At 66.6% G+C, this 25121-nt stretch carries 26 protein-coding genes and 2 pseudogenes; 14 read left to right on the forward strand and 14 right to left on the reverse strand.

Going from position 1 to position 25121, the window contains the following annotated elements; genetic code table 11:
* Positions 1-99 precede the first annotated feature (99 nt).
* The 5 genes from QO058_RS15700 to QO058_RS15720 all read left to right on the forward strand — a co-directional run bounded on the left by QO058_RS15700 (position 100) and on the right by QO058_RS15720 (position 3575).
* Entirely contained in the window at positions 100-351 is a 252-nt protein-coding gene (locus QO058_RS15700) for a CopG family ribbon-helix-helix protein (protein ID WP_284167251.1), read from the forward strand.
* Positions 348-632: a type II toxin-antitoxin system RelE/ParE family toxin gene (locus tag QO058_RS15705; protein ID WP_284167252.1), complete on the forward strand. Its 285-nt coding sequence runs from the start codon at positions 348-350 to the stop codon at positions 630-632. Before QO058_RS15700 ends, QO058_RS15705 begins: the two co-directional genes overlap by 4 nt.
* A gap of 13 nt (positions 633-645) precedes the next feature.
* Positions 646-1668 carry a zinc-binding dehydrogenase gene (locus QO058_RS15710; RefSeq protein WP_284167253.1) on the forward strand — a complete coding sequence of 341 codons (1023 nt, stop codon included), beginning with the start codon at positions 646-648 and terminating at the stop codon, positions 1666-1668.
* 62 nt (positions 1669-1730) lie between these two features.
* Positions 1731-2759, forward strand: a complete 1029-nt coding sequence (locus QO058_RS15715; protein WP_432211938.1) for a lipid A biosynthesis lauroyl acyltransferase — start codon at positions 1731-1733, stop codon at positions 2757-2759.
* 69 nt (positions 2760-2828) lie between these two features.
* Positions 2829-3575: a DUF1223 domain-containing protein gene (locus QO058_RS15720; protein ID WP_284167254.1), complete on the forward strand. Its 747-nt coding sequence runs from the start codon at positions 2829-2831 to the stop codon at positions 3573-3575.
* 28 nt (positions 3576-3603) lie between these two features.
* Here QO058_RS15720 and QO058_RS15725 read toward each other — a convergent pair whose 3' ends face one another.
* From QO058_RS15725 to QO058_RS15735, 3 genes are all read right to left on the reverse strand, one after another.
* Positions 3604-4251, reverse strand: coding sequence for a TPM domain-containing protein (locus QO058_RS15725; RefSeq protein WP_284167255.1), 648 nt, complete (start codon positions 4249-4251; stop codon positions 3604-3606).
* 1 nt (position 4252) lies between these two features.
* On the reverse strand, positions 4253-5050 hold the full coding sequence (locus QO058_RS15730) for a TPM domain-containing protein (RefSeq protein WP_284167256.1): 798 nt from the start codon (positions 5048-5050) through the stop codon (positions 4253-4255).
* Between the two features lie 116 nt (positions 5051-5166).
* Complete coding sequence (locus tag QO058_RS15735; protein WP_284172917.1) at positions 5167-5733, reverse strand: LemA family protein; 567 nt, start codon at positions 5731-5733, stop codon at positions 5167-5169.
* Between the two features lie 182 nt (positions 5734-5915).
* Between QO058_RS15735 and ggt the strand changes: the two genes are divergently transcribed.
* Positions 5916-7676, forward strand: coding sequence for a gamma-glutamyltransferase (gene ggt / locus QO058_RS15740; protein ID WP_284167257.1), 1761 nt, complete (start codon positions 5916-5918; stop codon positions 7674-7676).
* A gap of 119 nt (positions 7677-7795) precedes the next feature.
* Here the strand turns inward: ggt and QO058_RS15745 are convergent, their stop codons facing one another.
* The 3 genes from QO058_RS15745 to QO058_RS15755 all read right to left on the reverse strand — a co-directional run bounded on the left by QO058_RS15745 (position 7796) and on the right by QO058_RS15755 (position 10289).
* The gene (locus tag QO058_RS15745) at positions 7796-8284 is read right to left on the reverse strand and encodes a hypothetical protein (protein WP_284167258.1); all 489 of its coding nucleotides are present in this window, start codon (positions 8282-8284) and stop codon (positions 7796-7798) included.
* A gap of 1 nt (position 8285) precedes the next feature.
* Positions 8286-9509: a dual-specificity RNA methyltransferase RlmN gene (gene rlmN / locus QO058_RS15750; protein WP_284167259.1), complete on the reverse strand. Its 1224-nt coding sequence runs from the start codon at positions 9507-9509 to the stop codon at positions 8286-8288.
* 180 nt (positions 9510-9689) lie between these two features.
* Positions 9690-10289: a hypothetical protein gene (locus QO058_RS15755; protein WP_284167260.1), complete on the reverse strand. Its 600-nt coding sequence runs from the start codon at positions 10287-10289 to the stop codon at positions 9690-9692.
* A gap of 254 nt (positions 10290-10543) precedes the next feature.
* Here QO058_RS15755 and QO058_RS15760 point away from each other — a divergent pair, with 254 nt between their 5' ends.
* Positions 10544-11515 (forward strand): NADPH:quinone oxidoreductase family protein, encoded by a 972-nt coding sequence (locus QO058_RS15760; RefSeq protein ID WP_284167261.1) that lies wholly within the window; start codon positions 10544-10546, stop codon positions 11513-11515.
* A 4-nt stretch (positions 11516-11519) separates the two neighbouring features.
* Here the strand turns inward: QO058_RS15760 and QO058_RS15765 are convergent, their stop codons facing one another.
* Positions 11520-11900, reverse strand: coding sequence for a YkvA family protein (locus tag QO058_RS15765; RefSeq protein WP_284167262.1), 381 nt, complete (start codon positions 11898-11900; stop codon positions 11520-11522).
* 169 nt (positions 11901-12069) lie between these two features.
* Here QO058_RS15765 and QO058_RS15770 point away from each other — a divergent pair.
* Positions 12070-12856, forward strand: a pseudogene (locus QO058_RS15770) (SDR family NAD(P)-dependent oxidoreductase).
* 9 nt (positions 12857-12865) lie between these two features.
* Here the strand turns inward: QO058_RS15770 and QO058_RS15775 are convergent.
* Entirely contained in the window at positions 12866-13492 is a 627-nt protein-coding gene (locus QO058_RS15775; protein WP_284167263.1) for a septation protein A, read from the reverse strand.
* Positions 13489-14650 (reverse strand): annotated as a pseudogene (gene ftsY / locus QO058_RS15780) (signal recognition particle-docking protein FtsY). The gene QO058_RS15775 and the pseudogene ftsY overlap by 4 nt, the downstream one beginning before the upstream one ends.
* A gap of 71 nt (positions 14651-14721) precedes the next feature.
* Here ftsY and QO058_RS15785 point away from each other — a divergent pair.
* The 3 genes from QO058_RS15785 to QO058_RS15795 all read left to right on the forward strand — a co-directional run bounded on the left by QO058_RS15785 (position 14722) and on the right by QO058_RS15795 (position 17399).
* Positions 14722-15465 carry an RluA family pseudouridine synthase gene (locus tag QO058_RS15785; RefSeq protein ID WP_284167264.1) on the forward strand — a complete coding sequence of 248 codons (744 nt, stop codon included), beginning with the start codon at positions 14722-14724 and terminating at the stop codon, positions 15463-15465.
* Positions 15466-15558: 93 nt separating this feature from the next.
* Positions 15559-16212: a DUF6875 domain-containing protein gene (locus tag QO058_RS15790; protein WP_284167265.1), complete on the forward strand. Its 654-nt coding sequence runs from the start codon at positions 15559-15561 to the stop codon at positions 16210-16212.
* Between the two features lie 2 nt (positions 16213-16214).
* Entirely contained in the window at positions 16215-17399 is a 1185-nt protein-coding gene (locus QO058_RS15795; RefSeq protein ID WP_284167266.1) for a GNAT family N-acetyltransferase, read from the forward strand.
* On the opposite strand, the gene QO058_RS15800 is transcribed toward QO058_RS15795, so the two are convergent.
* The 4 genes from QO058_RS15800 to QO058_RS15815 all read right to left on the reverse strand — a co-directional run bounded on the left by QO058_RS15800 (position 17396) and on the right by QO058_RS15815 (position 20127).
* Positions 17396-17698, reverse strand: a complete 303-nt coding sequence (locus QO058_RS15800; protein ID WP_284167267.1) for a 4a-hydroxytetrahydrobiopterin dehydratase — start codon at positions 17696-17698, stop codon at positions 17396-17398. The genes QO058_RS15795 and QO058_RS15800 overlap by 4 nt on opposite strands.
* Before the next feature lie 2 nt (positions 17699-17700).
* Entirely contained in the window at positions 17701-18279 is a 579-nt protein-coding gene (gene thpR, locus QO058_RS15805) for an RNA 2',3'-cyclic phosphodiesterase (RefSeq protein WP_284167268.1), read from the reverse strand.
* 88 nt (positions 18280-18367) lie between these two features.
* Positions 18368-19423 (reverse strand): aldo/keto reductase, encoded by a 1056-nt coding sequence (locus QO058_RS15810; RefSeq protein ID WP_284167270.1) that lies wholly within the window; start codon positions 19421-19423, stop codon positions 18368-18370.
* Positions 19424-19497: 74 nt separating this feature from the next.
* Entirely contained in the window at positions 19498-20127 is a 630-nt protein-coding gene (locus QO058_RS15815) for an arylesterase (protein WP_432212066.1), read from the reverse strand.
* Positions 20128-20275: 148 nt separating this feature from the next.
* On the opposite strand from QO058_RS15815, the gene QO058_RS15820 reads away from it, so the two are divergent.
* From QO058_RS15820 to QO058_RS15830, 3 genes are all read left to right on the forward strand, one after another.
* A complete protein-coding gene (locus QO058_RS15820) occupies positions 20276-20980 on the forward strand; it encodes an ABC transporter ATP-binding protein (protein ID WP_284167273.1) in 705 nt (234 codons plus the stop codon).
* Between the two features lies 1 nt (position 20981).
* Positions 20982-23573, forward strand: coding sequence for an ABC transporter permease (locus QO058_RS15825; protein ID WP_284167274.1), 2592 nt, complete (start codon positions 20982-20984; stop codon positions 23571-23573).
* 217 nt (positions 23574-23790) lie between these two features.
* Positions 23791-24567, forward strand: coding sequence for a Bax inhibitor-1/YccA family protein (locus tag QO058_RS15830; protein WP_284167275.1), 777 nt, complete (start codon positions 23791-23793; stop codon positions 24565-24567).
* 85 nt (positions 24568-24652) lie between these two features.
* Here QO058_RS15830 and QO058_RS15835 read toward each other — a convergent pair whose 3' ends face one another.
* A complete protein-coding gene (locus QO058_RS15835; RefSeq protein WP_284167276.1) occupies positions 24653-25021 on the reverse strand; it encodes a DUF2794 domain-containing protein in 369 nt (122 codons plus the stop codon).
* Between the last annotated feature and the right edge of the window lie 100 nt (positions 25022-25121).

Consider the following 25121-nt stretch of genomic DNA (forward strand, 5'->3'; position numbering starts at 1 on the left):
CGTTGAGCGCCAACGCTTCACGTGAAACATGGTAAACGGCCAGCGCTTGGCGAGGAGCCGGAAACCACCTATGTTCACTTCGAACCGGAGTGAACCATCATGACGGCAGCTTTCACAATCCGCCTCGACGACGAGACCCTCGCCAAGCTCGATGCGTTGGCAATTGACACTGACCGGTCGCGCAACTGGCTCGCCGCCAAGGCGATCGAGAACTATATCGAACTCAATGCTTGGCAGATCGCGCGGATCAGGGAAGGCATCTCCCAAGCCGATCGCGGTGAATTCGCCACGGAGGCAGAGCTCGATGCCATCGAGACGGAACTGCAGGCGCGCATCGATTCGACCAGATGAAGCTCGTCTGGACCGCAAGAGCAAAGGCTGACCTTCGCGCTATCGCTCTCTATGTCGCCGACTTCAGTCCAACGGCAGCGCTCGCCCTCGTCCGCCGACTCCGCTCAGCCGCCGCCCAGTTGGTCGACTACCCGCATAGTGGCCGAGCCGGACGGGTAGAAGAGACGCGTGAACTCGTGGTAGCCGGCACCAGCTACATCCTCCCCTATCGCGTCCGAGATGGACGCGTCGAAATCCTCGCTGTCCTGCACGCCTCGCGGCAATGGCCGGACCAGCTCTGAAAGACGACGACCCATGCTCTCTCTCCAGCTCCATGGCGACCGCGATCTCCGCCTCGAACAGATCGAGCCGCCGCCGCCGCCGGCTGCCGGCGAGGTCCAGATCCGCGTGCGCGCCGTCGGGCTGAATTATCTCGACCTCTGGGGCTTCCGCGGCATGGCCTTCGCCAAGCGCAAGATGCCGCAGGCTGCCGGCGTCGAGGCAGCCGGCGAAGTCGTCGCCGTCGGCGAGGGCGTCTCGCGCTTCCGTGAAGGCGACACGGTGACCATGTATGGCGCCGAGACCTGCGGCCAGTGCAAGGCCTGCCGTGAGGGCCGCGACAATCTTTGCGAGAACGTCTCCGGCATCATGGGCTTCCACATCGATGGCTTCGCGCGCGAGCTGATCAACCGGCCCGAGCGCCTGGTGATCAAGGCGCCGAAGGGCGTCTCTTTCGAGGAGGCTGCCTGCGCCCCGATCGGCTTCGGCACGGTTCAGCACATGCTGTTCGACAATGCCAGGCTCGAACCCGGCGAATCGATCCTCGTCCATGCCGGCGGCTCCGGCATCGGCACGGCCGCGATCAAGATGGCCAAGGCGATCGGCTGCACCGTCTACACCACGGTCGGTGATGACGAGAAGGGCGCGAAAGCCAAGGAGCTCGGTGCCGATTTCGTCGTCAACTACAAGACCGAGCGCTTCGAGGGCGAGGTCCGGCGCCTGACCAAGCGCAAGGGCGTCGACGTCGTCTTCGAACATGTCGGCGCCGACACCTGGAACGGCTCGCTGCTCTGCCTGAAGCGCGGCGGCCGCCTCGTCACCTGCGGCGCGACCTCCGGTCCCTCCGCAACGATCAACCTGATGCAGCTCTTCCAGCAACAATACCGGATCACCGGCTCCTTCGGCTGCCGAATGGAGAATATCGCGCAGTCACTGGACAAGATGGCGGCCGGCATGAAGCCGGTGATCGATGCAGTCTTCCCGCTCGCCGAATTCGAGCAGGGCCTCGCCCGAATCGAGGGCCGAAAGGTCTTCGGCAAGGTCATCGTCACGCTCTGAGCCGGCGTCGATAAGCCGGCGCGACTTGACGTGCCGGCCGCAATCCCGCAAGTCGCGCCGCAATGGCGAGGTCCGGTCCGGACGTGGCGCCGGCGGACCGGGCTGGGATTTTGAGGCAGCTGAAGCAATTTGCGACGCGCATCGGCGCTGCGCTGATGATCGGGCTCATCCGCGCGGTCTTCGCCTTCCTGCGTGCGCTCGGGCCGGAAAAGGCCTCTGATCTCGGCGGCTGGCTCTTGCGCAGCGTCAGCCCGCTGATCCCGGTCAACCGCGTCGCCTATGCCAATATCCGCGCCGCCTTCCCAGGGATCGCCGAGGCCGAGGTTCGCCGCATCGCCCGCGGCGCCTGGGAGAATCTCGGCCGCACAGTCGCCGAATACGCCCATCTCAAGACTCTGTTCGACTATGATTACCACAACCCCGATCCGAACGGCCGGATCGAGGTCGTCGGCATCGAGCACTTCATCGCGCTGAAGGACGACGAGAGGCCGGGCCTGATTTTCTCGACCCATCTCGGCAACTGGGAATTGCCGGCCATCTGCGCCGCCACCTACGACCTCGACACCACCGCCGTGTTCCGTGCTCCCAACGATCCGGCGATCGCCGCCGTGGTCCACGAGATCCGCTCCGGCGCCATGGGCGGGCTCGCCGCCGCCAAGCAGGGCGCCGCTTTCGCCATGCAGGGCGTGCTCGAGAATGGCGGCCATCTCGGCATGCTGATCGACCAGCATTTCACCCGCGGCGTGCTCGTGCCCTTCCTGGGGCGTCCGGCGCTGACCAATCCGATCCTCGGCAAGTTCGCTCGCCGCTTCGAGTGCCCGGTGCACGGCGTGCGCGTCATCCGCCTGCCCAACCGGCGCTTCCGCATCGAACTGACGCCGCCGCTCGACCTGCCGCGTGACGCCAATGGCGAGATCGACGTCACCGGCGCCATGGCGATGATGACGGCTGTGGTCGAGGGCTGGGTCCGCGAGCATCCCGAGCAATGGCTCTGGATGCACCGGCGCTGGCGCCCGAACCTGATCGGAGCCGAGGCGCTGGCACGTTTTCGCGATCAGGCGCCGCAGAAGCCTGTTTTCAAGGCAACGTGATTTCCAATTGAGTGGAGAGTAGCGCTTTTGGTAACCGCCTGCTTTTATACAGGCGTCGAGTTCGAACTGATGGTCCGCCACACCCGCAAGATCGCTGCCGCCGCCCTTCTCCTGCTCGCAGGATTGCCGGTGCATGCCCAGCAGCCTGCGGCCCGGCCGAAGGCGGTGGTCGAGCTGTTTACCAGCCAGGGCTGCTCGTCCTGCCCGGCCGCGGACGCGCTCTTCGTCGAGCTCGCAAAGGACCCGCGCTTGATCACCCTCACCTTGCCGGTGACCTATTGGGACTATCTCGGCTGGAAGGACACCCTCGGCCAGGAGGTCTTCGGCAAGCGCCAGAAGCTCTATGCCAAGGCGCGCGGCGACGGTCAGATCTACACGCCGCAGGCGGTGGTCAACGGCGCCGCCCATATCGTCGGCTCCGACAAGGGCGGCATCGACAAGCTCGTCCAGGAGCAGGGCAAGGACGGCTTCCCGGTGAAGATCGACCTCGCCGAAACAGACGGCGCGCTACGCGTCGCCTTGGGGGCATCGCCCTATCCGAGCGAGAAGCCGGCGGTGGTCTGGCTGCTACAGGTCAGCCGCACCGCGAGCGTGCCAATCGAGCGCGGCGAGAACAGCGGCAAGACCGTGACCTATGCGAATGTCGTGCGCGGCATCAGCCGCATCGGTGAATGGAATGGCGCAGCTGCGACCCTGAGCGTGCCGCTGGAGACTGTCCGCACAGCGAAAGCCGACAGCTACGTTGTGCTGGTCCAGGGCGACCTCTACGCCCGCCAGAGCGCGATTATAGGCGCCGCGCGCGGTCCGGCGAAGTAAGCGCTAGAGCCCAAAGTGAGAGAGGGATTCACCGATCAGGTTGAAACAACCTGATCGGATCCGGCTCTAGAGAATCACCACCTTGTTCGGCAGCTCGTCGACATCGTCGGCCGCCGGTGGCGCATGTGCGGCGAGCACAGCGCCGACATCGCGCACCGCCGCGATCAGCCCCTCGCGCAGAGCGCCCTGCGCCGCCGCAGCGAGCAGGGGGTTCGACGATCTTCTGCCAGGCCTCGCCATCGACCTTGGCCGAGATTCCAGCATCCGCCACCACCTCGGCATAGCGCTCCTGCACGGCGATGTAGAGCAGAACGCCGGTACGCCCGCGCGTCAGCGTCAACCCGCGTGCCGTGAACTCGCGCAGCGCCGTCTCATGCGCCTGGCGCCGCTTGACGAAGCCGGGCACGAAACGCCCGCCGCGCCCGTACCATAGCAAGGTCGCGAGCAGCAGCGCCGCCGCGATCAATTGGGTCAGGAAGATGCTCGCCGCGCTCAGCGTCGTCAGCAGCAGGAACGGCCAGGGCACGAACAGCGAGAGCGCCAGCGCCAGCACGAGCGGCACCGCGACATAGCTGCCCGCGGCGCGATCGACGACGACGACGATCTCGCCGGAGGTCTGGCGCTCGGCCTCGCGCACGGCCTCGGCGATGGCGTCGCGATCGTCGGAATCCAGCATCTCACCAATCCCCCGAAGCACCGCCGCCGCCGGACGAGCCGCCACCGCCCGAGAACCCGCCCGAGCTCGAACCGGATCCCCATCCGCCGGAGGAGGAGCCGCCGCCCCAGCCCGAGCCACCGGACGGCGGCAGGACGATCCAGCGCCCGTCCCGCGTCCGATGCGAGCGCGAACCGCCAGACGAGCGGCCGAGCTGCCGCATGAAGCTCACGATCAGGATGAACACCATGATCATGACGAAAATCACCGCGGCGGTCTCGATCCAGGACGATTCGTCGCTGCGGATCTGCGCGCGCCGCTGCCATTCCTCGGCATCGCCAGTCAGGATCGAGAGGATCGCGTCGACGCCGCCTTCGATGCCGCCGGCGAAATCGCCATTCTTGAACTTGGGCGCGACCGCCGTGGTGATGATCACCTTGGAGAGCGCGTCGGTCAGAGCGCCCTCCAGTCCATAGCCGACCTCGATGCGCACCTTGCGCTCGTTCGGCGCGACCAGCAGCAGCAGGCCGTTGTTCTTCGCCTTGTCGCCGAGCTTCCAGGCCCGGAACAAGCCGTTGGCGAACTCTTCGATCGGATAGCCCTGCAGCGACGGCAACGTCGCGACCACGACCTGGTCGCTGGTCTTCTCCTCATGCGCCTTCAGCTTCTGCTCGATCCGGGCGAAGGCCTCGGCGTCGAGCAGATTCGAATTATCGACGATGCGGCCGGTAAGCGCCGGATAAGTCGGCTCGGCTGCGGTGGCCAGGAAGGGGAAGACGAAGAAGAGGAGCAGAATCGCCAGACGACTGAAAAGCGTCATGCTCGGGCTTGACCCAAGCATCTCCTGATCGAGAGTCTCGGGTCTGCGCTTCGCTCCGCCCGAGAATGACGGCACGTCAGCGGTATCGGCGGACGAGGTCACGCAAGATCACGAGGCTAGAACTTCACCGCCGGCGGCCGCTCCGCTCCTGCCGTCGCCGAGAAGCTCTCCATCGGCTTGGCGCCCCAGAACAGCTTCGCCCAGATCACGCCCGGGAAGGTCCGGATTTCCGTGTTGAAGGCCTGCACCGTCTGGATGTAATCGCGCCGCGCCACCGCGACGCGGTTCTCGGTGCCTTCGAGTTGCGATTGCAGCGCCAGGAAGTTCTGGTTCGACTTGAGGTCGGGATAGCGCTCGACCGTCACCATCAGCCTCCCAAGCGCGCCGCTGAGCTGGTTCTGCGCGTCCTGGTATTCCTTGAACTTCGCGGGATCGGTGATGGTCGAGGCGTCGACCTTGACCTGCGTCGCCTTGGCGCGCGCCTCGATCACCTGGGTCAGCACCTCGCGCTCCTGCTGGGCATAGCCCCTCACGGTCTCGACCAGGTTCGGGATCAGGTCGGCGCGGCGCTGATACTGGTTCTGCACCTCGCCCCAGGCCGCCTTGGCCTTCTCCTCCAGCGTCGGCACATTGTTGTAGCCGCACCCCGCCAGCGCGAGGCCGAACAGCCCGACCAAAAGCATGACGAGGGGCCGGCGAACAACCGGAGACTGCGAGAGCACCATGACGAACCCCTTCGGCTTGGGCAGAACAAATTGGATGCCGACCATAGCTGCGCCGCCCGGCAGATCAAACCAGCGCCACAAGCATGGCGCGCAAGTCCGCAAGCGCGCTAGTCTGCGCAGCCAACGAGGAGGAGTGGACCATGTCGCTTACATCGTCCGCATTGGGTACCCGCTCGATCATTGCTCTCGGCCTTTGGTTCACCGCAGTGACCGCAGCCCCTGCTCAAACCACGGCGCCAGCGCCAGAAGCCGCGACCGGCCGGACTGCCAAGACGCTCGGCACCGCCCAGCGCTACATGGCCGCCGCCGCTAACCCGCTCGCCGCCGCGGCCGGGCGCGACATCCTGCGTGCCGGCGGCAGTGCCACCGATGCGGCGATCGCAATCCAGCTCGTGCTCAACCTGGTCGAGCCGCAGAGCTCCGGCATCGGCGGCGGCGCCTTCTTCGTCTACTGGGACGAGGCCGGCCGCAAGCTGACCACGCTCGACGGGCGCGAGACCGCGCCGAAGGCGGCAAAGCCCGAGCGCTTCCTCGGCGCCGATGGCAAGCCGATGAAGTTCGTCGATGCCGTGGTCGGCGGCCGCTCGGTCGGCGTACCCGGCACGGTCAGGCTGCTCGAGGCGGCGCATCAGCGCTGGGGCAAGCTGCCCTGGGCCGAGGTCTTCGCCCCGGCGATCAAGCTGGCGGAAGAGGGCTTCGCGATTTCGCCGCGTCTGGGTGGCCTCCTCGCGCTGGAAAAGAACCTCGGCAAGGACGCTCAGGCGGCCGCCTATTTCTACGAAGCCGACGGCAAGCCCAAGGGGGTCGGCACGATCCTGAAGAACCCGGCTTTCGCGGCGACCTTGCGCGCCATCGCCGGGCGTGGCGCCGACGCCTTCTACGAGGGTGCGATCGCGCAGGACATCGTCGCGACGGTAACCGGTCACAAGGACAATCCCGGCGATATGACGCTGGGCGATCTCACCGACTACAAGGTCGAGGAGCGCGCGCCGCTCTGCGGCCGCTATCGCGCCTATACGCTTTGCGGCATGGGCCCGCCGAGTTCTGGCGCCATCGCCGTGCAGCAGATCCTCGGCGTCCTCGCGACCAGGGACATGGCCCGCCTCGGCGCCGGGGCGGAAGCAGCCCACTGGTTCGCCGAAGCCGGCAAGCTCGCCTTCGCCGACCGGGCGCTCTATCTCGGCGACCCCGCCTTCGTCAGCGTTCCGGCCCTCGGCCTGATCGACGAGGGCTATATCGGGGATCGGGCGAAGCTGGTCAGCCCGGACAAGGCGATGGGCAAGGCCGTCGCCGGCGATCCGCCGAACAAGCGCGCCATGCTGCTCGCGCCCTCCGATGGCATCGAGAACGGCACCAGCCACATCTCGGTGATCGACGGCGAGGGCAATGCCGTCTCGATGACGACGACGATCGAAGACGGCTTCGGCTCGCGCCTGATGACCAAGGGCGGCTTCCTGCTCAACAACGAATTGACCGATTTCTCCTTCGCGCCGTCGGAAGACGGCAAGCCGGTCGCCAACCGGGTCGAGCCCGGCAAGCGCCCGCGCTCCTCGATGGCGCCGACCATCGTCTTCGATGCCTTCGGCCGGCTATATGCCGTCACCGGCTCGCCCGGCGGTAGCCAGATCATCGGCTATGTCGCCAAGACGCTGGTCGCGCTGCTCGACTGGAAGATGGACCCGCAGCGCGCTGTCGACCTCGCCAATTTCGGCAACCGCAACGGCCCGACCGAACTCGAGAAGAACAGCGAGGCCGAGGCCTGGAAGACCGCGCTGGAGGCCAAGGGCCACGATATCCGCCTCATCGAGATGACCTCGGGTATCCAGGCCATCGTCAAGACGCCGGAAGGCTATCTCGGCGGCGCGGACGGAAGGCGTGAGGGCGTCGCGATCGGGGATTGACGATCGTCATTCTCGGGCGAAGCGAAGCGCAGACCCGAGAATCTGATGACCAGAACGCGATTTCCAGAGCCTCTCCAGGCCTGAGATGCTCGGGTCAAGCCCGAGCATGACGCACCAGGTCAGATCCGCTGCGGCGGCGTCCTCGGTTCACCGCCCGCGCCGCGTCCGGCGATCACCCAATAGACGAAGCCACTCGCGGCGCCGACCAGGAAGAGCGCCGCCACGACCTGCAGCTCGCGGGCGCTCGGCGTCCTCGCCATGCCGAGCATGGCGAGCGGCAGCAGCGCCGCCAAGAGGCCGGTGAGTCCGCTCTGGATCAGCCCGCTGCGCAAGCGGAACAGCTCGGACCCGACCGCGACCAGCACGACCGGCAGGACCAGGATGGCAAAGCCGAGCCGGCCGAGCAGGGAAAAGGCCGCGGCGGCGGTCGGGCCGGGGTCGAAGCCGCGCTCGGCCTGGTCGAACAGCGCCGACATCAACCGTTCGAATCCCCCGCCAATCAGCAGGCCGAGATCGGGCGAGGCAACGCCGGCGACCATCAGCGCGACCAGGCCGAAGCCGATGGCGAACAGCAATGCAAACGGAATCAGCAGGAACCAGCGCAGCATATCAGTGCTGAGCCGGCGCGGTTTCAGCCTCGTCCTGCTCCAGCATCAGCCGGGCACGGGCCGAAAGCTTCTCGGTCTCGCTCTTGAGCTGGCCGCAGGCGGCGAGGATGTCGCGACCGCGCGGCGTGCGCACCGGCGAGGCATAGCCGGCCTTGAAAACGATCTCGGAGAAGCGCTCGATCCGCTCCCAATCCGAGCATTCATAGCGCGTGCCAGGCCAGGGATTGAACGGGATCAGGTTGATCTTGGCCGGAATGCCCTTGAGCAGACGGACGAGCTCGCGCGCCTCGGCGTCGGAGTCGTTGACGCCCTTCAGCATCACATACTCGAAGGTGATCCGCTTGGCGTTCGACAGGCCGGGATAGTTCCGGCAGGCCTCGAGCAGATCCTTGATCGGGTACTTCTTGTTGAGCGGCACCAGTTCGTTGCGCAATTCGTCGCGCACCGCATGCAGCGAAATCGCCAGCATCGTGCCCATCTCGCCGCCGAGCGGACCGATCTGCGGCACCACGCCCGAGGTCGAGACGGTGATCCGCCGCCGGCCGAGCGACAGCCCCTGATCGTCGGAGATCACGCCGATCGCGTCGCGCACGCCGTCGAAATTGTAGAGCGGCTCGCCCATGCCCATGAAGACGATGTTCGAGATGAAGCGCCCGCCATCATTTGGGACGAAGGCGCCTTCCGGCGCGCTGCGATTCGGGAAATCGCCGAGCCGCTCGCGCGCCACCATCAGCTGCGTGACGATTTCCTCGGTGGTGAGGTTGCGCACCAGGCGCTGCGTGCCGGTATGGCAGAAGGTGCAGGTCAGTGTGCAGCCGACCTGGCTGGAGACGCAGAGCGTGCCGCGGTCGACCTCGGGGATGTAGACGCATTCGATCTCGGCGCCGCGATCGCGCGGACCAGTCGGCGCCATGCGCAGCAGCCATTTGCGGGTGCCATCGGTCGAGACCTGCTCGGCGGTGACCTCCGGCAGGTCGAGCGTGAAATGCTCGGCGAGCTGCGCCCGCAGACCCTTGCCGATCGTCGTCATCTCCGCGAAGTCGCGGACGCCATAATGGTAGATCCAGTTCCAGAGCTGGCCGACGCGCATGCGCCGCTCCTTCTCGGGAACGCCGATCTCGGCCAGCGCCTCAGCGAGGCCGGCGCGCGTGCGCCCGGCCAGTGACGGTCGCCGCATAACAGGTTCGGCCGCCGGGAGGGCGGCTTCAGCAACAGAGAGATTCATCGGAACTCGGCTCGCAACAGGCGATATCGCCCGGAATTCGCCGCCTCATAGCACGAGAGCGGCCCATCGCGAAATCGCCCTAGGCATCAGTCCGAAAAGTGGAATCCACTTTTCGGACAAATCCGATGCATCATCAAAGTGATAGATCGCCACTTCGCGCCCGAAAGGGCGCGCGGCGATCTATTTGCAGGCGTCCTCGGCCCGCTTGACGATCTGCGAGATGCCAGCGAGCGAATACTTGTCGCTGGTGGCATTGCCGCGCTTCGAGGTGCCCTTGATCTCCAGCCCAGCGCCCTTGCGCAGCGCATCGAGCATGCGGCCTTCCTCGGCCGGGTTCTTCAGCCAGACATTCTGGCCCTTGGCGACCAGCGCGAAGCGATCGCTGCCGATGATCGCCTGATGCTCGACGTCTTCCTTGAGGTCGAAATTCATCACCAAGCTGATCTCGTTGCGCACGCCCTCGCCCGGACGGCTAGAGATGAACAGCAGCCCCTCGACATCCTTGAGATTGGCGGGGATGCGGGTTTCGGCCTTGGACAGGGCGTAGCAGATCTTCGAGCGACCCTGCTGCGAGGAGAAGGCCTGCCATTTGCCGGCGGTTTCGAGCAGGAGCGCCTGGCCCTGCCCACCGGCCGCGGCGGGCTTCGCCGATGCTGGCTTGGCGGCTGGAGCGCGCTGGGCCAGCGCCGGAACGGCCGCAAAGGTCAGGACCGCCAGGCCGAGCAGGGCAGCGGCCTGGAGCGAACAGCGGGCGGAAGAGAGAGCCGGGATGCAAATCATGGATCGCCAGTAACCAACAAAAACCTTAACGCCGAATGGAGAATGCGCGGGATCAGCGATCCGGATTGACGCAACGCGACGGATAGGATGTCACGATCCTGGCGAAAATGCGAACGTCCGCTGCAGCTGCACCGGACGGGCGACGCCTTCTCCTTCAATAGTTTAGGAAGAGCTCCGAGCTGGTTCCGTTCGGCTTGCGCCTGTGTCAGCCTTGTGCAGATGCGAAGAGACCGGCCTGATGGGATGGAGGCTCGATGAAGGCGCTGTTGTGCGAGGCCCTCGGGCCGGCGGAAAATCTCGTGATCCGCGACCTGCCCGAGCCGAAGCCGGGACCCGGCGAGATCGCGATTCGGGTCAAAGCAGCGGCGCTCAACTTCTTCGATACGCTGGTGATCCAGGGTCGCTACCAGGTGAAGCCGCCACTGCCCTTCTCGCCCTCGGCCGAGTGCGCCGGGGTGGTCAGCGCCATCGGCGAAGGCGTTAAGGGATGGCGGGCCGGCGAACGCGTCGCTGCCTGGCTCGGCCATGGCGCGGCCCGCGAGACCGTCGTGGTCCCCGCTGACGCGGCCATTCGCATTCCCGACAAGCTCGACGACCATCAGGCCGCCGGCCTTTTCGTCACCTACGGCACGGCGATGCACGGGCTGATCCAGCGCGGCGAGGTTCGGCCAGGCGAGACGCTCGCCATCCTCGGCGCCGCCGGCGGCGCGGGCCTCGCCGCGGTCGAGATCAGCGCTCTGCTCGGCGCAAGGGTGATCGCCTGCGCCTCCTCACCGGAGAAGCTCGCGCTCGCTCGCGAGCATGGCGCACAGGAGGGACTGGACTACGCCGCCGACGATCTCCGGGCAGGCCTACGGCGTCTGGCGCCCGACGGGCTCGACGCGCTCTATGACACAGTCGGCGGCGAGCTCGCCGAGCCGGCACTGCGGTCAATGGCTTGGGGCGGGCGCTATCTCGTCGTCGGCTTTGCCGGCGGTGAGATCCCCAGAATCCCGCTCAATCTGCTGCTGCTGAAGGGCTGCGACCTGCGCGGCGTGTTCTGGGGCGATTTCGTCAGGCGCGATCCAGCCGGCCACCGCGCCAATATGGAGCGCCTGCTCGCCTGGGCCGCGGCCGGGAAGATCCGCGCCCATGTCCATGCCGCCTTCCCGCTCGAGCAGGCGGCCGAAGCGTTGGCGCTGATCGCCGGCCGCAAGGTCCAGGGCAAGGTCGTGCTGGTTCCCTGACCGATCAGAGATCGGTCAGCATCTCCTTGGCCTTGTCGCGATGCTGCTGGGTGATCGAGCCGGCGACGGCGGCCAGCGCCGCCGCGATCACCGCGGCATCGTCGGTGAAGCCGAGCAGCGGCATCACGTCGGGGATCGCATCGAGCGGCAGCACGAAATAGCCGAGCGCCGCCAGCAGCGTCAGCTTGACGCGCCGTGGTGTCGACGGGTCGCGCGTGCAGACCCAGGCTGCGAGCAGGTCTTCGGCGAAGGGGATGCGCTTGGCCACCCGCTTCAGTCGGCCGATGAACTCGGAGCCGAAACGTGCCTCGTCGCGCAAGCTCTTGCGGATTTCCGCCATCTCCTCGCGAGTGAAACTCTGTCCGAAACCGAAGCTGTCGCTCATCCATCCTCTCCCTTGGCAGGCCAGTTCTAGCCCGCCATCGACGCAAAATGTGGCCCCGCATGGAAGGCTGCACAAGGGATCGACTCAGAATCGCACGCCAAACACTCTTGGAGGCTGAGCATCAGGCCTCTAAAGCCCATTCAGCAATGTCAAAAGCTTGGGGAACGCCATGAAGCTCGACTCCTCCCTCGCGGCCATCGTCACCGGCGGCGCCTCTGGCCTTGGCGAGGGCACGGCGCGCATGCTCGCCAGCCATGGCGTCAAGGTTGCCCTGTTCGATCTCAACGCCGAGCGCGGCGAAGAGGTTGCCAGGGAGATCGGCGGACTGTTCTGCCCCTGCGACGTCACCAGCGAGCAATCGGTCGACGCAGCCCTGGTGAAGGCTCGCGCCGCCCATGGCATCGCCCGCATCGTCGTCAACTGCGCCGGCGTCGCGCCCGGCCGCCGCGTCGTCTCGAAGAAGCGCGACACCGGTGAACTCGTCGCCCATGACCTCGCCACCTTCGAGAAGGCGGTCGCGATCAATCTCACCGGCACCTTCCGCCTGATCGCCAAATCGGCGGTCGCGCTGGCCGCGCTCGAACCCGTCACCGAGGACGGCGGGCGCGGCGTCTTCGTCTGCACGGCTTCCGTCGCCGCCGAGGACGGCCAGATCGGCCAGGCCGCCTATGCCGCCTCCAAGGCCGGCGTCGTCGGCCTGACCCTGCCCGTCGCCCGCGATCTCGCAGGCGTCGGCATCCGCGTCGTCACCATCATGCCCGGCCTGTTCGAGACACCGATGTTCGCCGGCCTGCCCGATGAGGGCCCGCGCCTCGCTCGCCGTCTCGGTGCCGCATCCCTCGCGCCTCGGTCGGGCATCGGAATATGCCGCTCTGGTCGAGAGCATCGTCGAAAACGACATGCTGAACGGCACCGCGATCAGGCTCGACGGCGCGATCCGGCTCGCGCCGAAATAGCTTCGAAGGTTATTCGGCCGCTTCCGGTCGCTTGATCTCGTGCTTCAGGATCAGCGGGGTCTGGGCGAGGGCGAAGATCATGGTCAGCGGCATCACGCCCCAGACCTTGAAGGCGACCCAGAAATCCTGGGTCTGCGTCCGCCAGACCACCTCGTTCAGCGCGGCGAGCACGAAGAAGAACAGGCCCCAGCGCAAGGTCAGCTTGCGCCAGCCCTCCTCATCGAGCTGCAGCACGCTGTCGAGCACCAGTGCCAGCAGAGAGCGGCCGAAATAGAGCCCGCCGAGCAGCACGCAGCCGAACAGCGTGTTCACTATGGTTGGCTTGACCTTGATAAAGAAGGCATCGTCGAGCGCGAGCGTCAGTCCGCCGAAGGCCGTCACCACCACAGCGTTGACGATCGCCATGCGTGGCAGGTGGTTCATCAGGATCTTCGACAGCAGCAGCGAAAGCAGCGAGGCCGCGATGAAGATGCCGGTGGCGACGAAGATGCGCCGGTCCTCGGCCACGCCGAACCAGCGATCGCCATAGGAATTGGCAAAGAAGAAGATCGCCAGCGGCCCGAATTCGAGCGCGAGCTTGAGCACCGGATTGATCGGCTTTGCCGCCCCCGTCGTGCTCGTCGCCGTTTCGCTCATGCCGCTTCTCCCAATCCTGCCACAGCGCGGGCGAAATCACGCGCCGAGAACGGTTCGAGGTCGTCGACGCTCTCGCCGACGCCGATGAAATGCACGGGCAGGCCGAACTGCGCCGCCAGTGCCACGAGGATGCCGCCACGCGCCGTGCCGTCGAGCTTGGTCATCACCAGCCCGGTGACACCGGCGGTCTCGCGGAAGGCCTCGACCTGGCTGACCGCGTTCTGGCCGACGGTGGCGTCGAGCACGAGCAGGGCTGCGTGCGGCGTTTCTGCATCGAGCTTGCGGATCACCCGCACCACCTTGGCCAATTCGTCCATCAGACCCGTCTTGTTCTGCAGCCGTCCGGCCGTGTCGATCAGCAGCACATCGGTGCCGTTGGCCCTGGCCTTCTGCAACGCCTCGAAAGCGAGCCCGGCCGCATCTGCCCCCTGCTGGCCGGAGACCACCTCGGCACCCGTCCGTTCGCCCCATACCTTGAGCTGCTCGATCGCCGCAGCGCGGAAGGTATCGCCCGCCGCCAGCATCACCGACTTGCCCTCGGCCCGAAACTTGGCCGCGAGCTTGCCGATCGTCGTTGTCTTGCCCGAGCCATTGACCCCTACCATCAGGATCACGAACGGCTTTTTTGGTGGCGTCGATCGCCAGCGGCGTGGCGACTGGCGTCAGGATCGCCTCGACCTCGCGCGCCAGGATCGCCTTCACCTCTTCGGGCTCGATCTGCTTGTCATAGCGACCTTCGCCCACCGCCTTCGCGATCCGGGCCGAGGTCGCGAGGCCGAGATCGGCCTGGATCAGGATGTCCTCGAGGTCTTCAAGCGTCGCCGCATCGAGCTTGCGCTTGGTGAAGAGGTCGCTGATGCCGGTCGTCAGTGCGGACGAGGTGCGCGACAGTCCGTCCCGCAGCCGGCGCCACCAGCTGCGCTTGGGCTGTACCGGTGCCGGCTCCGACGCCACGATCGGCAGGGGCGCGTCCTCGCCGAGCAGGATCTCGGGCGCGACTGCCGTCTCGGGTTCGGCTTCGGACGCCGTCTCTACCACCGGCTCGACCGGCTCGGGAGCAGGAGCGGGCGCCGGTTCCGGCAGCGGCGTCTCCGCCGGCTGATCCAGCCCGAACAGCTTCGAGAAGAAGCCGCGTTTCTTCGGTTCGGTCTCGCTCATCGCCCGTCCTGCCGCGATGCGCGGCAACGCTTCAGGTTGCATGGCCTCGCGGCCTTGTTTAGCGCAATGCCATGACCACGCCCGAGCGACCAGCCTTTTCGCAGGACGACCTGCCCTTCGCGCTGCTACATCGCGACGCGATGATGCTCGTCATCGACAAGCCGGCGGGACTTCCGGTGCATCGCGGCCCGGCGGCGAAGGGCCGCATCATCCCGGTGCTGACCGATTATCTCGACGCCTTGCGTTTCGGTCTGCCGCGACGGCCGGAGGCCGCGCATCGTCTCGACAAGGACACGTCGGGCTGCCTCGTGCTCGGCCGTCACCCGCGCGCCATGGCGCAGCTCAACCAGCTCTTCCGCGACGGCCGCATCGAAAAGACCTACTGGGCGGTGGTGGAAGGCGATCCCGCCGAGGACGAGGGCCTGATCGATCTGCCGCTGGGCAAACGTGCGCCGGACCGCGGCTGGTGGATGAAGCCGGATCCGGCCGGCCTGCCCTCGCAGACGCGCTACCGCGTACTCGGTCGCGGCCGTTTCAATGACAAGGCTGCCGCCTGGCTGGCGCTCGAGCCGTTGACCGGTCGCACGCACCAATTGCGCGTGCACTGCGCCGCCAGCTTCGGGCCGATCCACGGTGACGAAATCTACGGCACGGCGCCGCGCGACACCGGGCCGGGGCTGCACCTGCATGCGCGGAGTGTCTCGATTCCGCTCAACCCGAAGCGCGAGCCGATACAGGCCAACGCCCCGCCGCCACAGCATATGCACGCGGCGCTCGCGGCCTGCGGCTGGCCCGGCGGCGATAAGCTTTCCTAAACCCTAACGCCGCGACGGCTTGCGACAAGACCTCGTCAACCATTCCCTAAGGCGTTCCTGCTATCCCCGGTTGCAGAGACTGCGGGGCCTTTCATGCTGGACAAGGTGGCGAGAACGGGGGAAGCGCGCGATGCGCTCCTGACCTTCGCGCAGGCGCACGCCGACATCGCCGCCGAACCCCAGACGAATGCTGCACTCGCCACACTGCTGAATTGGGTCGAGAGCTATCTGATGCGCGAGCATCTCGATCTCGGCCGCACCGGCGCTGTCTGTCCCTTCACCCGCCAGGCCGCCCGTATCGATACGGCGCGCGTCGCGATCTGCACCGCCGGCCAGGAGGAGGAGGAGCGGGCCTTCACGCTGATCCGCAGCTGTTTCGGCGCGCTCGACGCCATTCCCTGCAAACCGGGCATGGCGCATTTTCGCACTGTCATCGTTGGCTTTCCCGGTTGTGCCGACGAGCGCGGCGTCGACATGCTGCAGCGTGTCCAGAAGCGGCACAAAGTCTACTCGCTGGCCCGTGGCCGCATGATCGGGCTGATGCACGAAACCTCGGAGGCGCCGGGGTTGTGGAACCGCGACTTCCGTCCCCTGCGGGCGCCGCTGCCGGTCCTCGCCATCCGCCATATGGTCGAGCATGACGCGCCCTTCGCTGCCCGTCATCCGCTCCTGCTCGTGCCCTATCTCGCGAAGTTCCGCCTGGCGGGTACGAAGCGCCTGATCGACCATCTCCGCGGACAGGGCTGAGCATGCGCGCCAGACTCGCGTATGCGGCCGCCGAAGGATTGCCCTCGCCTGATGGTAGGGCAGGCGCCGGCTTTAGCGTCGAGATCCTGACCGGGCTTGACGCCTTCCTGGCCCTGAAGCCGGAATGGGACGCACTCTTCGCCCGCGCCGGCCTGCCGCATCAGCTTTTTCAACGTCATGCCTTCCTGCGGCATTGGTGCGACCACTATCTGGTATCCGACAGCCGGCTCTGCCTTGTCGTTGGTCGCGCGGCCGGGCGCCTGGTCATGCTCTGGCCGTTGGAGCGCCGGCACCGCCTTGGCCTGGACCTGGTGCGCCTGCTGGGAGCGCCGGTCGCGCAGTTCGGCGATGTCCTCATCGAGCCCGGTCCGCAGCGCGAAGTCTGGCTGGAGCGTGGCTGGGAGGCGCTGCGTCGGCGCGGTGTCGATCTGGTCGAGCTGCGCCTCGTGCGGGACGACGGGGCGCTCGGCCATTGCAACAGGCTCGCCGTGGCTACTCCGGTGGTAAGCCAGGAGGCGCCGTTCACTGATCTGGCCTTGCGCGTGGCACCGGACGGGCCGAGCCTCGCCTATCCCGCGCGCGACCGGTCCAGCTACCGTCGTCGCCTGCGTCGCCTCACAGAGCGCGGTGAGATCGCCTTCAGCAGCATCGGGCCAGGCGAAGAGGCGCGCGCTTTGGCCGAGCAGGCCGTCGCGATGAAACGGGCATCGCTCGTCCAGCACGGCGTCATCGCGCCTGCGGTTGCGGATCCGCGTTTCGGTCGCTTCTTCGGCGAGCTCGCTGCCGACCTGGATGACGAGGCGGGCCTACGCCTCTCCGTCGTCAGCTGCGATGGGCGTCCGATCGGGATCGACCTGTCATTCGACTGCAAAGGCCGCAGCTTCGGTCACGTCATTGCCAGCGATCCGGGGTTTGAGCGGGAGGGGCTGGGCCGCGTTCTGGTTCACCACGCCTTTGCCGGTGCCAGGGCACGCGGCAGCTCGATCTTCGACCTGCTGGCGCCTGCCGATCCCTACAAGCACGAGCATGCCGACGGGGCCGTACCGGTGCGCGATTTCACGGTGCCGCTGAGCTGGCGCGGACAGCTCGCCTGCGATTTCGCCCTGCCGCATCTGCGCCCGACGCTGAAGGCGATCGCAAAGCGACTGCCGGCCGGCTGGGTTAGGCGCTTCGTTGGTCCAGGCTAGCTCGCCATCGCGTCCATCCCGCGCGCCAACCTGACGTCAAGCTCGGTCAGGCCGCCGGCATCATGCGTCGATAGCGTCACCTCGACTGTCTTGTAGACATTCGACCATTCCGGGTGATGGTCGAGCTTTTCAGCGAGTAGCGCCACCCGGCTCATCCAGCCGAAAGCCTCGTTGAAGTCGCGGAAGACGAAGCGCTTGCTCATCGCCTCGCGGCCTTCGACCAGCGTCCACCCGGTCAAGATCGACAACGCCTCCTTGCGGGCCTCGGGGCTCAGGCGCTTTGGACGATCATGTCCCATTGTCACCTCCGCTGCGACATCGCGCCGAGTGGGCGATTCGGATAGTGCAACCCCAGCGGATAGGCAGCCTCCAGCACATAGGGGCCGCCGCCGATCGAATCACGCGAGGACATCAGCGCTAACCGACGTGCCGTGAAGCTGATCGGGCGCACGATCGGATTCGTGGCGAGATAGTGCGCGACATCGGCCGGCGAGGCATCACGCAGCCGCGCCAGCGTCACATGCGGCGTGAACTTGCGCGATTCGGCCGGCATTCCGAGCCGGCGCATCAAGCGCTCCAGCTCGGCCTGCAGCTCGTTCAGCTTTGGAGAGGGCTGAACCCGCGCGAAGACGGCGCGCGGCCGGTCGCCACCGAAACTGCCGAGCTGATCGAGCGTGATCACCAGCGGCTCGCTGCCGACATCGTTCAGAAAGCTGTCGACGTCATGGGCCGTGCGCCGGTCGACATCGCCGAGGAAACGCAAGGTGATGTGATAGTCGGCGGGCTCGATCCAGCGGGCGCCGACCAATCCGCCGCGATGCAGCGTCAGGCTCGAGGCGACCTCAGCGGGAACTTCCAGGGCGGTGAATAGCCGGGGCATGGCGAATCAGTGCCAAGCATTTGTGACTCTAGCGAGACGGCAGCCTCGCACCCTGCGCCGCTGCCGACAAGCCGGCTCTGCTTCCCGCTCATGGGCAGGGATTGCCGACGCGCTGGTGGATCGCGTCGATCTTCGCCTCGAGCTCGGGCGAGATCGCGACCGAAGCAGACCCGATCGCTGTCCTGAGATGCGCCATGCTGGTCGCCCCGATGATGTTCGAGATGACGAAGCCGCGCGAGGTGACGAAGGCCTGTGCCATCTGCACGGGATCGAGCCCGGCCTCTTCGGCGAGCGCAATATAGGCCTTGATCGCCAATTCCGCGCCCGGCATCTGATAGCGCTGGCCGCGGTCGAACAGTGTCGTGCGCGCGCCGGCCGGCCGGGCACCGTCGAGATACTTGCCGGAGAGATAGCCCTGGGCCAGCGGCGAATAGGCCAGCAGCCCGACCTGCTCGCGCATGGCGATCTCGGCCAGCGCCGTCTCGAAGGTCCGGTTCAGCAGGTTGTAGGCGTTCTGGATCGACTGCACGCGCGGGCGATCATTGCCTTTCGCCTCGGCAAGGAAGTTCATCGTGCCCCAGGCACTCTCGTTCGACAGGCCGAGATGGCGGATCTTGCCGGCCTTGACGATGTCCGCGAAGGCGTCGAGCTGCTCGGCGATCGGCGTCTCGTCCTCGGCCTGCGTGAAGGCCGCCTGGTTGAAGCGCGTCGGATTCGAGCCCCAGGCCATCGGCCGGTCGGGAAAATGGATCTGGTAGAGGTCGATATAGTCGGTCTGCAGCCGCTTCAGGCTCTTGTCGACGGCTTCTTCGATCTGCTTGCGGTTGACGCGGGTCGGGCCCTTGTCGTCGCGGAACCAGTCATTGGCCGAGCGGCCGACCACCTTGGAAGCGAGGATCACCTTGTCGCGATTGCCGCGCGCCTTGAACCAGGAGCCGATGATCCGCTCGGTCGAGCCTTGCGTCTCCGCCTTCGGCGGAATCGCGTAGAGCTCGGCCGTGTCGAAGAAGTTCACGCCCTGGTCGAGCGCGTAATCCATCTGCTCGTGGCCCTCGGCCTCGGTGTTCTGCTGGCCCCAGGTCATCGTACCCAGGCAGATCGCCGAGACCTTCAGGTCGGTGCGGCCGAGACGGCGGTATTCCATGGCGAAAGGCTCCGATGGCGGACGCACCGGGACGCGCCGCGCATGACTGAGGTGATGGCAGGATACGACCGTGCTCAGGAACGCGGGCGCAGGGAGGACAGGAACCGCTCCACCGTCGGCAGGATGCGCTGTGCGATGACGCGCACGCCTTCAGCCTTCGGATGCAGCATGTCGGGCTGGTTCAATACCCGGTCCCCGGCGATCCCGTCCAGAAAGAAGGGATAGAGGACGAGACCGTGTTTCTCGGCCAGCTTCGGATAGATCGCATCGAAGCGGGCGACATAGTCCGGGCCGTTGCTGCGCGGCGCGTACATGCCGGCGAGCAGGACCGAAATGCCGCGCGCCTTCAGCCCGGTCACGATTGCGTCAAGCGACCTCTCGGTCAGCGCCGGATCGATGCCGCGCAGGGCGTCATTGGCGCCGAGCTCGAGGATGACGCCGTCGGTCCCGTCAGGCACCGACCAGGCGAGGCGCTCGAGCCCGCCCTGCGAGGTGTCGCCGGAGACGCCGGCATTGGCGATCTCGACCGAAATCCCCTTGTCGCGCAGCATCTTCTCCAACACCGTCGGAAAGGCGGCGCTGCCCGGCAGGTTGTAGCCGGCGGTCAGACTGTCGCCGAACGCGACCAGCTTGAGAGGCTTGGTCTGGGCAAAGGTCGGATTGCTCATCAAAAAAGAACCCAGGCTGGCGAAGACGAGCAGCATCGCTGCCCAAATGCGCGGCGACAGCTGGATTCGGGCAGCTAAGCGCCCATATCGGGTGGCGGCGCGACGCATGGCGGTTCTGATCCCTTCGGCTCGGAATGAAAGTCGAAGCCGCGGCATCGGATGGGATGAAAGCGGAAACATGGCGGTGAGCGAGACAACCCCAACGATCGAACTCAGCGACGTCGAGCTTAGTCTGGGGCGCGGCGCCGCCCGCGTCCATATCCTCAAAGGCGTCTCGCTGACCATCCCGCAAGGGCAGGCGACCGGCCTCGTCGGTCCCTCCGGCTCCGGCAAATCGACGCTGCTGATGACGATGGCCGGGTTGGAGCGCCCCGATTCCGGACTGGTGAAGGTCGCCGGCCAGGATCTTGGCGTGCTCGGCGAGGACGCGCTCGCCATCTTCCGCGGCCGCCATATCGGCATCGTCTTCCAGTCCTTCCACCTCGTGCCGACCATGACGGCGCGCGAGAATGTCGCGCTGCCGCTGGAATTGGCTGGTGCGGATGACGCCTTCGAGCGTGCAGCCGCCGAACTGCGCAATGTCGGCCTGGGCGAGCGCATGGACCATTACCCGGCCCAGCTCTCCGGCGGCGAGCAGCAGCGCGTCGCCATCGCCCGCGCCGTCGCACCCGACCCGGCGATCCTCGTCGCCGACGAGCCGACCGGCAATCTCGACGAGAGCACCGGCCGCTCGATCGTCGACCTGATCTTCGCGCTCCGGCGCGAGCGCGGTGCCACGCTGGTGCTCGTCACCCACGATCTCTCGCTGGCGGCGAACTGCGACCGCACCGTGCGTCTGCGGGCCGGCCGCATCGAGACCGAGGCCGGAACTGAGGCGCTGGCGATCTGACATGCACGCTCCCGTCAAACCGTCGGTGACGCCTTCTCCGAAACGCGGGCCCGTCGGCCTGAAGCTCGCTTTGCGCCTCGCCTGGCGCGATCTGCGCGGCGGCCTGCGCGGCTTCGGTGTCTTCGTCGCCTGTCTCGCCCTTGGCGTGATGGCGATCGCCGCGGTGTCCTCGGCCTCGCGCGGTCTCAGCGAGGGTCTCGGCCGCGAGGGTCGGCGCATTCTCGGTGGCGATGCCGCCTTCAGCCTGATCCATCGCGAGCCGACGGCAGAGGAGCATGCCTTCCTCGCCCGCCATGGCAACGTCTCGACCATCGCGACCCTGCGCAGCATGGCCAATGCCGGCGAGAAGGGCGCCGCCCTGGTCGAGCTCAAGGCCGTCGACGGCTCTTATCCGAGCATCGGCGAACTGCGCACCGAGCCGGCCCAGCCGGCCGCCGACCTGCTCGCATTGCGTGACGGTGCCTATGGCGGCATCGCCGATCCCGTTCTGCTCGGCCGGCTCGATCTCAAGCCCGGCGACACCGTGCTGATCGGCTCCGCCCGGGTGCAATTGCGCGCCGGCCTCGTCTCCGAGCCCGACAAGATCGCAGCCGGCGTCGGCTTCGGCCCGCGCCTGATCGTCTCGCAGGACGCTCTTCGCGCCTCCGAGCTGCTCCAGCCCGGCAGCCTGGTGCGCTGGACGGCTCGCGTGGTCCTGCCGGCCGGAGCGAACACCGACGCCGCCCTCGATGCGCTGCTGGCCAATGCCACGCGCGAACAGCCGAATGCGGGCTGGGAAGTCCGCTCGCGCGCCAATGCGGCGCCGAACTTCCAGCGCAATATCGAGCGCTTCACTCAGTTCTTGACGCTCGTCGGCCTGACCGCGCTTCTGGTCGGCGGCGTCGGCGTCGCCAATGCGGCCCGCCGTTTCGTCGAAGCCAAACGGCTCGATTTCGCGACGTTGAAGGCGATCGGCGCCACCGGCGGCCGGGTCGTCGCCATCCATCTGATCGAAGTCATGCTGGTCGCCGGTTTCGGCATCGCGATCGGGCTCGCGCTCGGCGCGGCGGCACCCTTTGCGCTGGGCTATGCGCTCGCCGACATCCTGCCTTTGCCATTCGAGCCGACGCTCGCCCCGGCCGAACTCGCCATCGCCGCGCTCTACGGCCTGCTGACAGCGCTGGTCTTCGCCATCATCCCGCTCGGCCGCGCTCATGACGTGCCGGTCTCGGCTCTGTTCCGCGACCAGATCGAGCCTGACCGGCGCCAGCCGCGCTGGATTTACAGGGCGATCTTCCTGGCTGCGCTCGCCGGCCTTGTCGGCGTCGCGCTTGCCTTCGCCTATGACCGGCGCATCGCGCTGATCTATATCGGCGCCGCCGGCGCCGTCTTCCTGCTACTGCGCCTGGTGGCCTCGGGACTGATGGCGCTGGCCCGCCGGGCCGGGCGCCCGCGCCAGCCGACGCTGCGCATGGCCCTCGCCAACACCTATCGCCCGGGCGCGCTGACATCGTCGCTGGTGCTCTCGCTGGGCCTGGGCGTCGCCTTGCTCTCGACCCTCGCCTTCATCGACGTCAGCCTGAGGCGGCAACTGACCCAGTCGCTGCCGCAGAAGGCGCCGAGCTTCTTCTTCCTCGACATCCCCAACGCCCAGGCCGCCGAGTTCGACCGCTTCCTCAGCGAGCAGCGCCCCGGCGCGCATGTCGAGCGCGTTCCGATGATGCGTGGGCGCATCGTCAGCGTGAACGACGTCCCGGCCGAACAGATCAAGGCGAGCGAGCAGATGGCCTGGGTGCTCGAAGGCGATCGCGGCATCACCTATTCCGCTGGTATGCCCGAGGCCTCCAGGCTCGCCTCGGGCGAGTGGTGGCCGGCGGATTATCGCGGCGAGCCGCTGGTCTCCTTCGATGCCCGCGCCGTCGAGGGGTTGGGGCTGAAGCTCGGCGACAAGCTCACCGTCAACGTGCTCGGCCGCAACATCACCGCGCGCATCGCCAATTTCCGCGACATCGAATGGCGCTCGCTCGGCATCAACTTCGTCATGGTGTTCTCGCCGAACACCTTCGCAGGTGCGCCGCACACCAACCTCGCCACCGTGACCGACAACGGCGCGGCGCCTACGACCAGCGACGCTGCCCTGATGCGCCAGCTCGCGGTTTCCTTCCCGGCAGTGACGGCGGTCCGGGTCAAGGACGCGCTCGAAGCGGTCAACACCATTGTCGGCCAGCTTGCCGGCGCGATTCGCGGCGCCTCGGGCCTCGCCATCAGCGCCAGCCTGCTGGTTCTCGCTGGCGCGCTGGCCGCCGGGCAGAGGGCGCGGCTCTATGACGCGATGATCCTGAAGACGCTGGGCGCCACTCGCCGCTTCATACTTTCGTCGTACGTCCTCGAATACGCAGGCATCGGCGTCGTTTCAGCCCTGTTCGGGCTCCTGGCAGGTGCCGCAGCCGGCTGGGGCGTCGTCACGCAAGTGATGAAGATAGATTTCGTTCCCGATCCAACGGGCGCTATTATCGCCGCGACTGCGGCCGTCGTGGTCACCGTCGTGTTCGGATTGGTCGGAACCCTGCAGATACTATCGAAAGCGCCGGCTTCTCATCTGAGGAATTTATGAGTTCTGACTCACCGCTGTCAGGCATAAACATGAACTGACGGTAATGTTGCATGGCTCGGCAAGCGAATTTCTATGCCGGTGACGCCGCTAACCATGCTGGCCCCTTGTAAGACCGCTCGTTCCCCCTCATATTTCGCACTGTCGCCACGATGGTGCGCGACGGTGGGCGTCGCAAGGGCGATGTCCGCCCGGCAAGGTTTCAAGGGGAATTCTCTCCATGAGCGATTTCGACCGCAACGCTCAAGTCTGGGGTGCCGGCCGCGCACAGCAGACCAGCGCTGCTGAGCTGGACCAGGGCCTGCGCTCGTTCATGCTCGGCGTCTACAACAACATGACGATCGGCCTGGCCATCACCGGCCTGATGGCGATCGGCATCTCGATGCTGGCGATTGCCGGCTACTCGCCCTCGGGCAAGGTCACCGCGCTGACGCCGCTTGGCCAGGCGCTCTACCTTAGCCCACTGAAGTGGGTGGTGATGCTGGCTCCGCTGGCCTTCATCTTCTTCTTCTCGTTCAAGGCCGAGAGCATGAGCTCGTCGACGGCCCGCGCCATGTTCTTCGCCTTCGCGGCGGTGATGGGCGTCTCGCTGTCCTCGATCTTCGTCGTCTTCACCGGTGAATCGATCGCCAAGGTGTTCTTCATCACGGCGGCCTCCTTCGCTGGCCTCAGCCTGTTCGGCTACACCACGAAGAAGTCGCTGTCGGGCATCGGCTCTTTCCTGATCATGGGCCTGATTGGCCTCGTGATCGCCTCGGTCGTCAACATCTTCCTGGCCTCGAGCGCTCTGTCCTTCGCCATCTCGGTGATCGGCGTGCTGGTCTTCGCTGGCCTGACCGCCTGGGATACGCAGCGCCTGAAGGAAATGTATCTGTACTCGGACATGGACTCCGAGTCGGCCGCGAAGCTCTCGGTGAACGGCGCCCTGTCGCTCTACCTGAACTTCGTCAACATGTTCCAGATGCTGCTCTCGCTCTTCGGCTCCAAGCAGGAGTGATAGGGCGGAAGCCTGAAAACCCGAAGCCCCGGCCGCAAGGCCGGGGCTTTTTTTTGCGCTTACCTCGTCGTGGGAAAGCGCGAGATCAGCTCACCACGCTCAAACGCTTGTCGAGCACCTTGAGCACCCGGCCGAGCTCAGCTCCGCGCTTCAGGATCAGCCCGGTCGCGGTCACCACCGAATAGGTACCCTGTCGCCTCGCCAGCGACGGGTCCTTGACGATCCGGTAGAGCGGCACCTCGGCTGCGCGGCGAAAAACCGAGAACTGCGCCTTGTTGCGCAGGAAATCGATGGCGTAGTCGCGCCACTCGCCGGCCGCGACCATCCGGCCATAAAGGTTGAGCAGTTCGTTTAGCTCACGGCGGTCGAAGGTGACGGAACAGGGCGCGGCAGCGGCCGGAAAGGCGACGACCGCACCCGCTCGCTGCGCTGGCGGAGTTTCGCTTTCGCTCATCGCTCCTCCTCTTCATACCTGCCGTTGTCCAGCAAGGGATGATGCGCCTGCCCCCCAGCGCTGGCAAGACAGCTTGATGACCGCGCCTACACCTTCATCG

It is taken from the genome of Bosea vestrisii (assembly GCF_030144325.1).
GTDB classification, from domain to species: domain Bacteria; phylum Pseudomonadota; class Alphaproteobacteria; order Rhizobiales; family Beijerinckiaceae; genus Allobosea; species Allobosea vestrisii_A.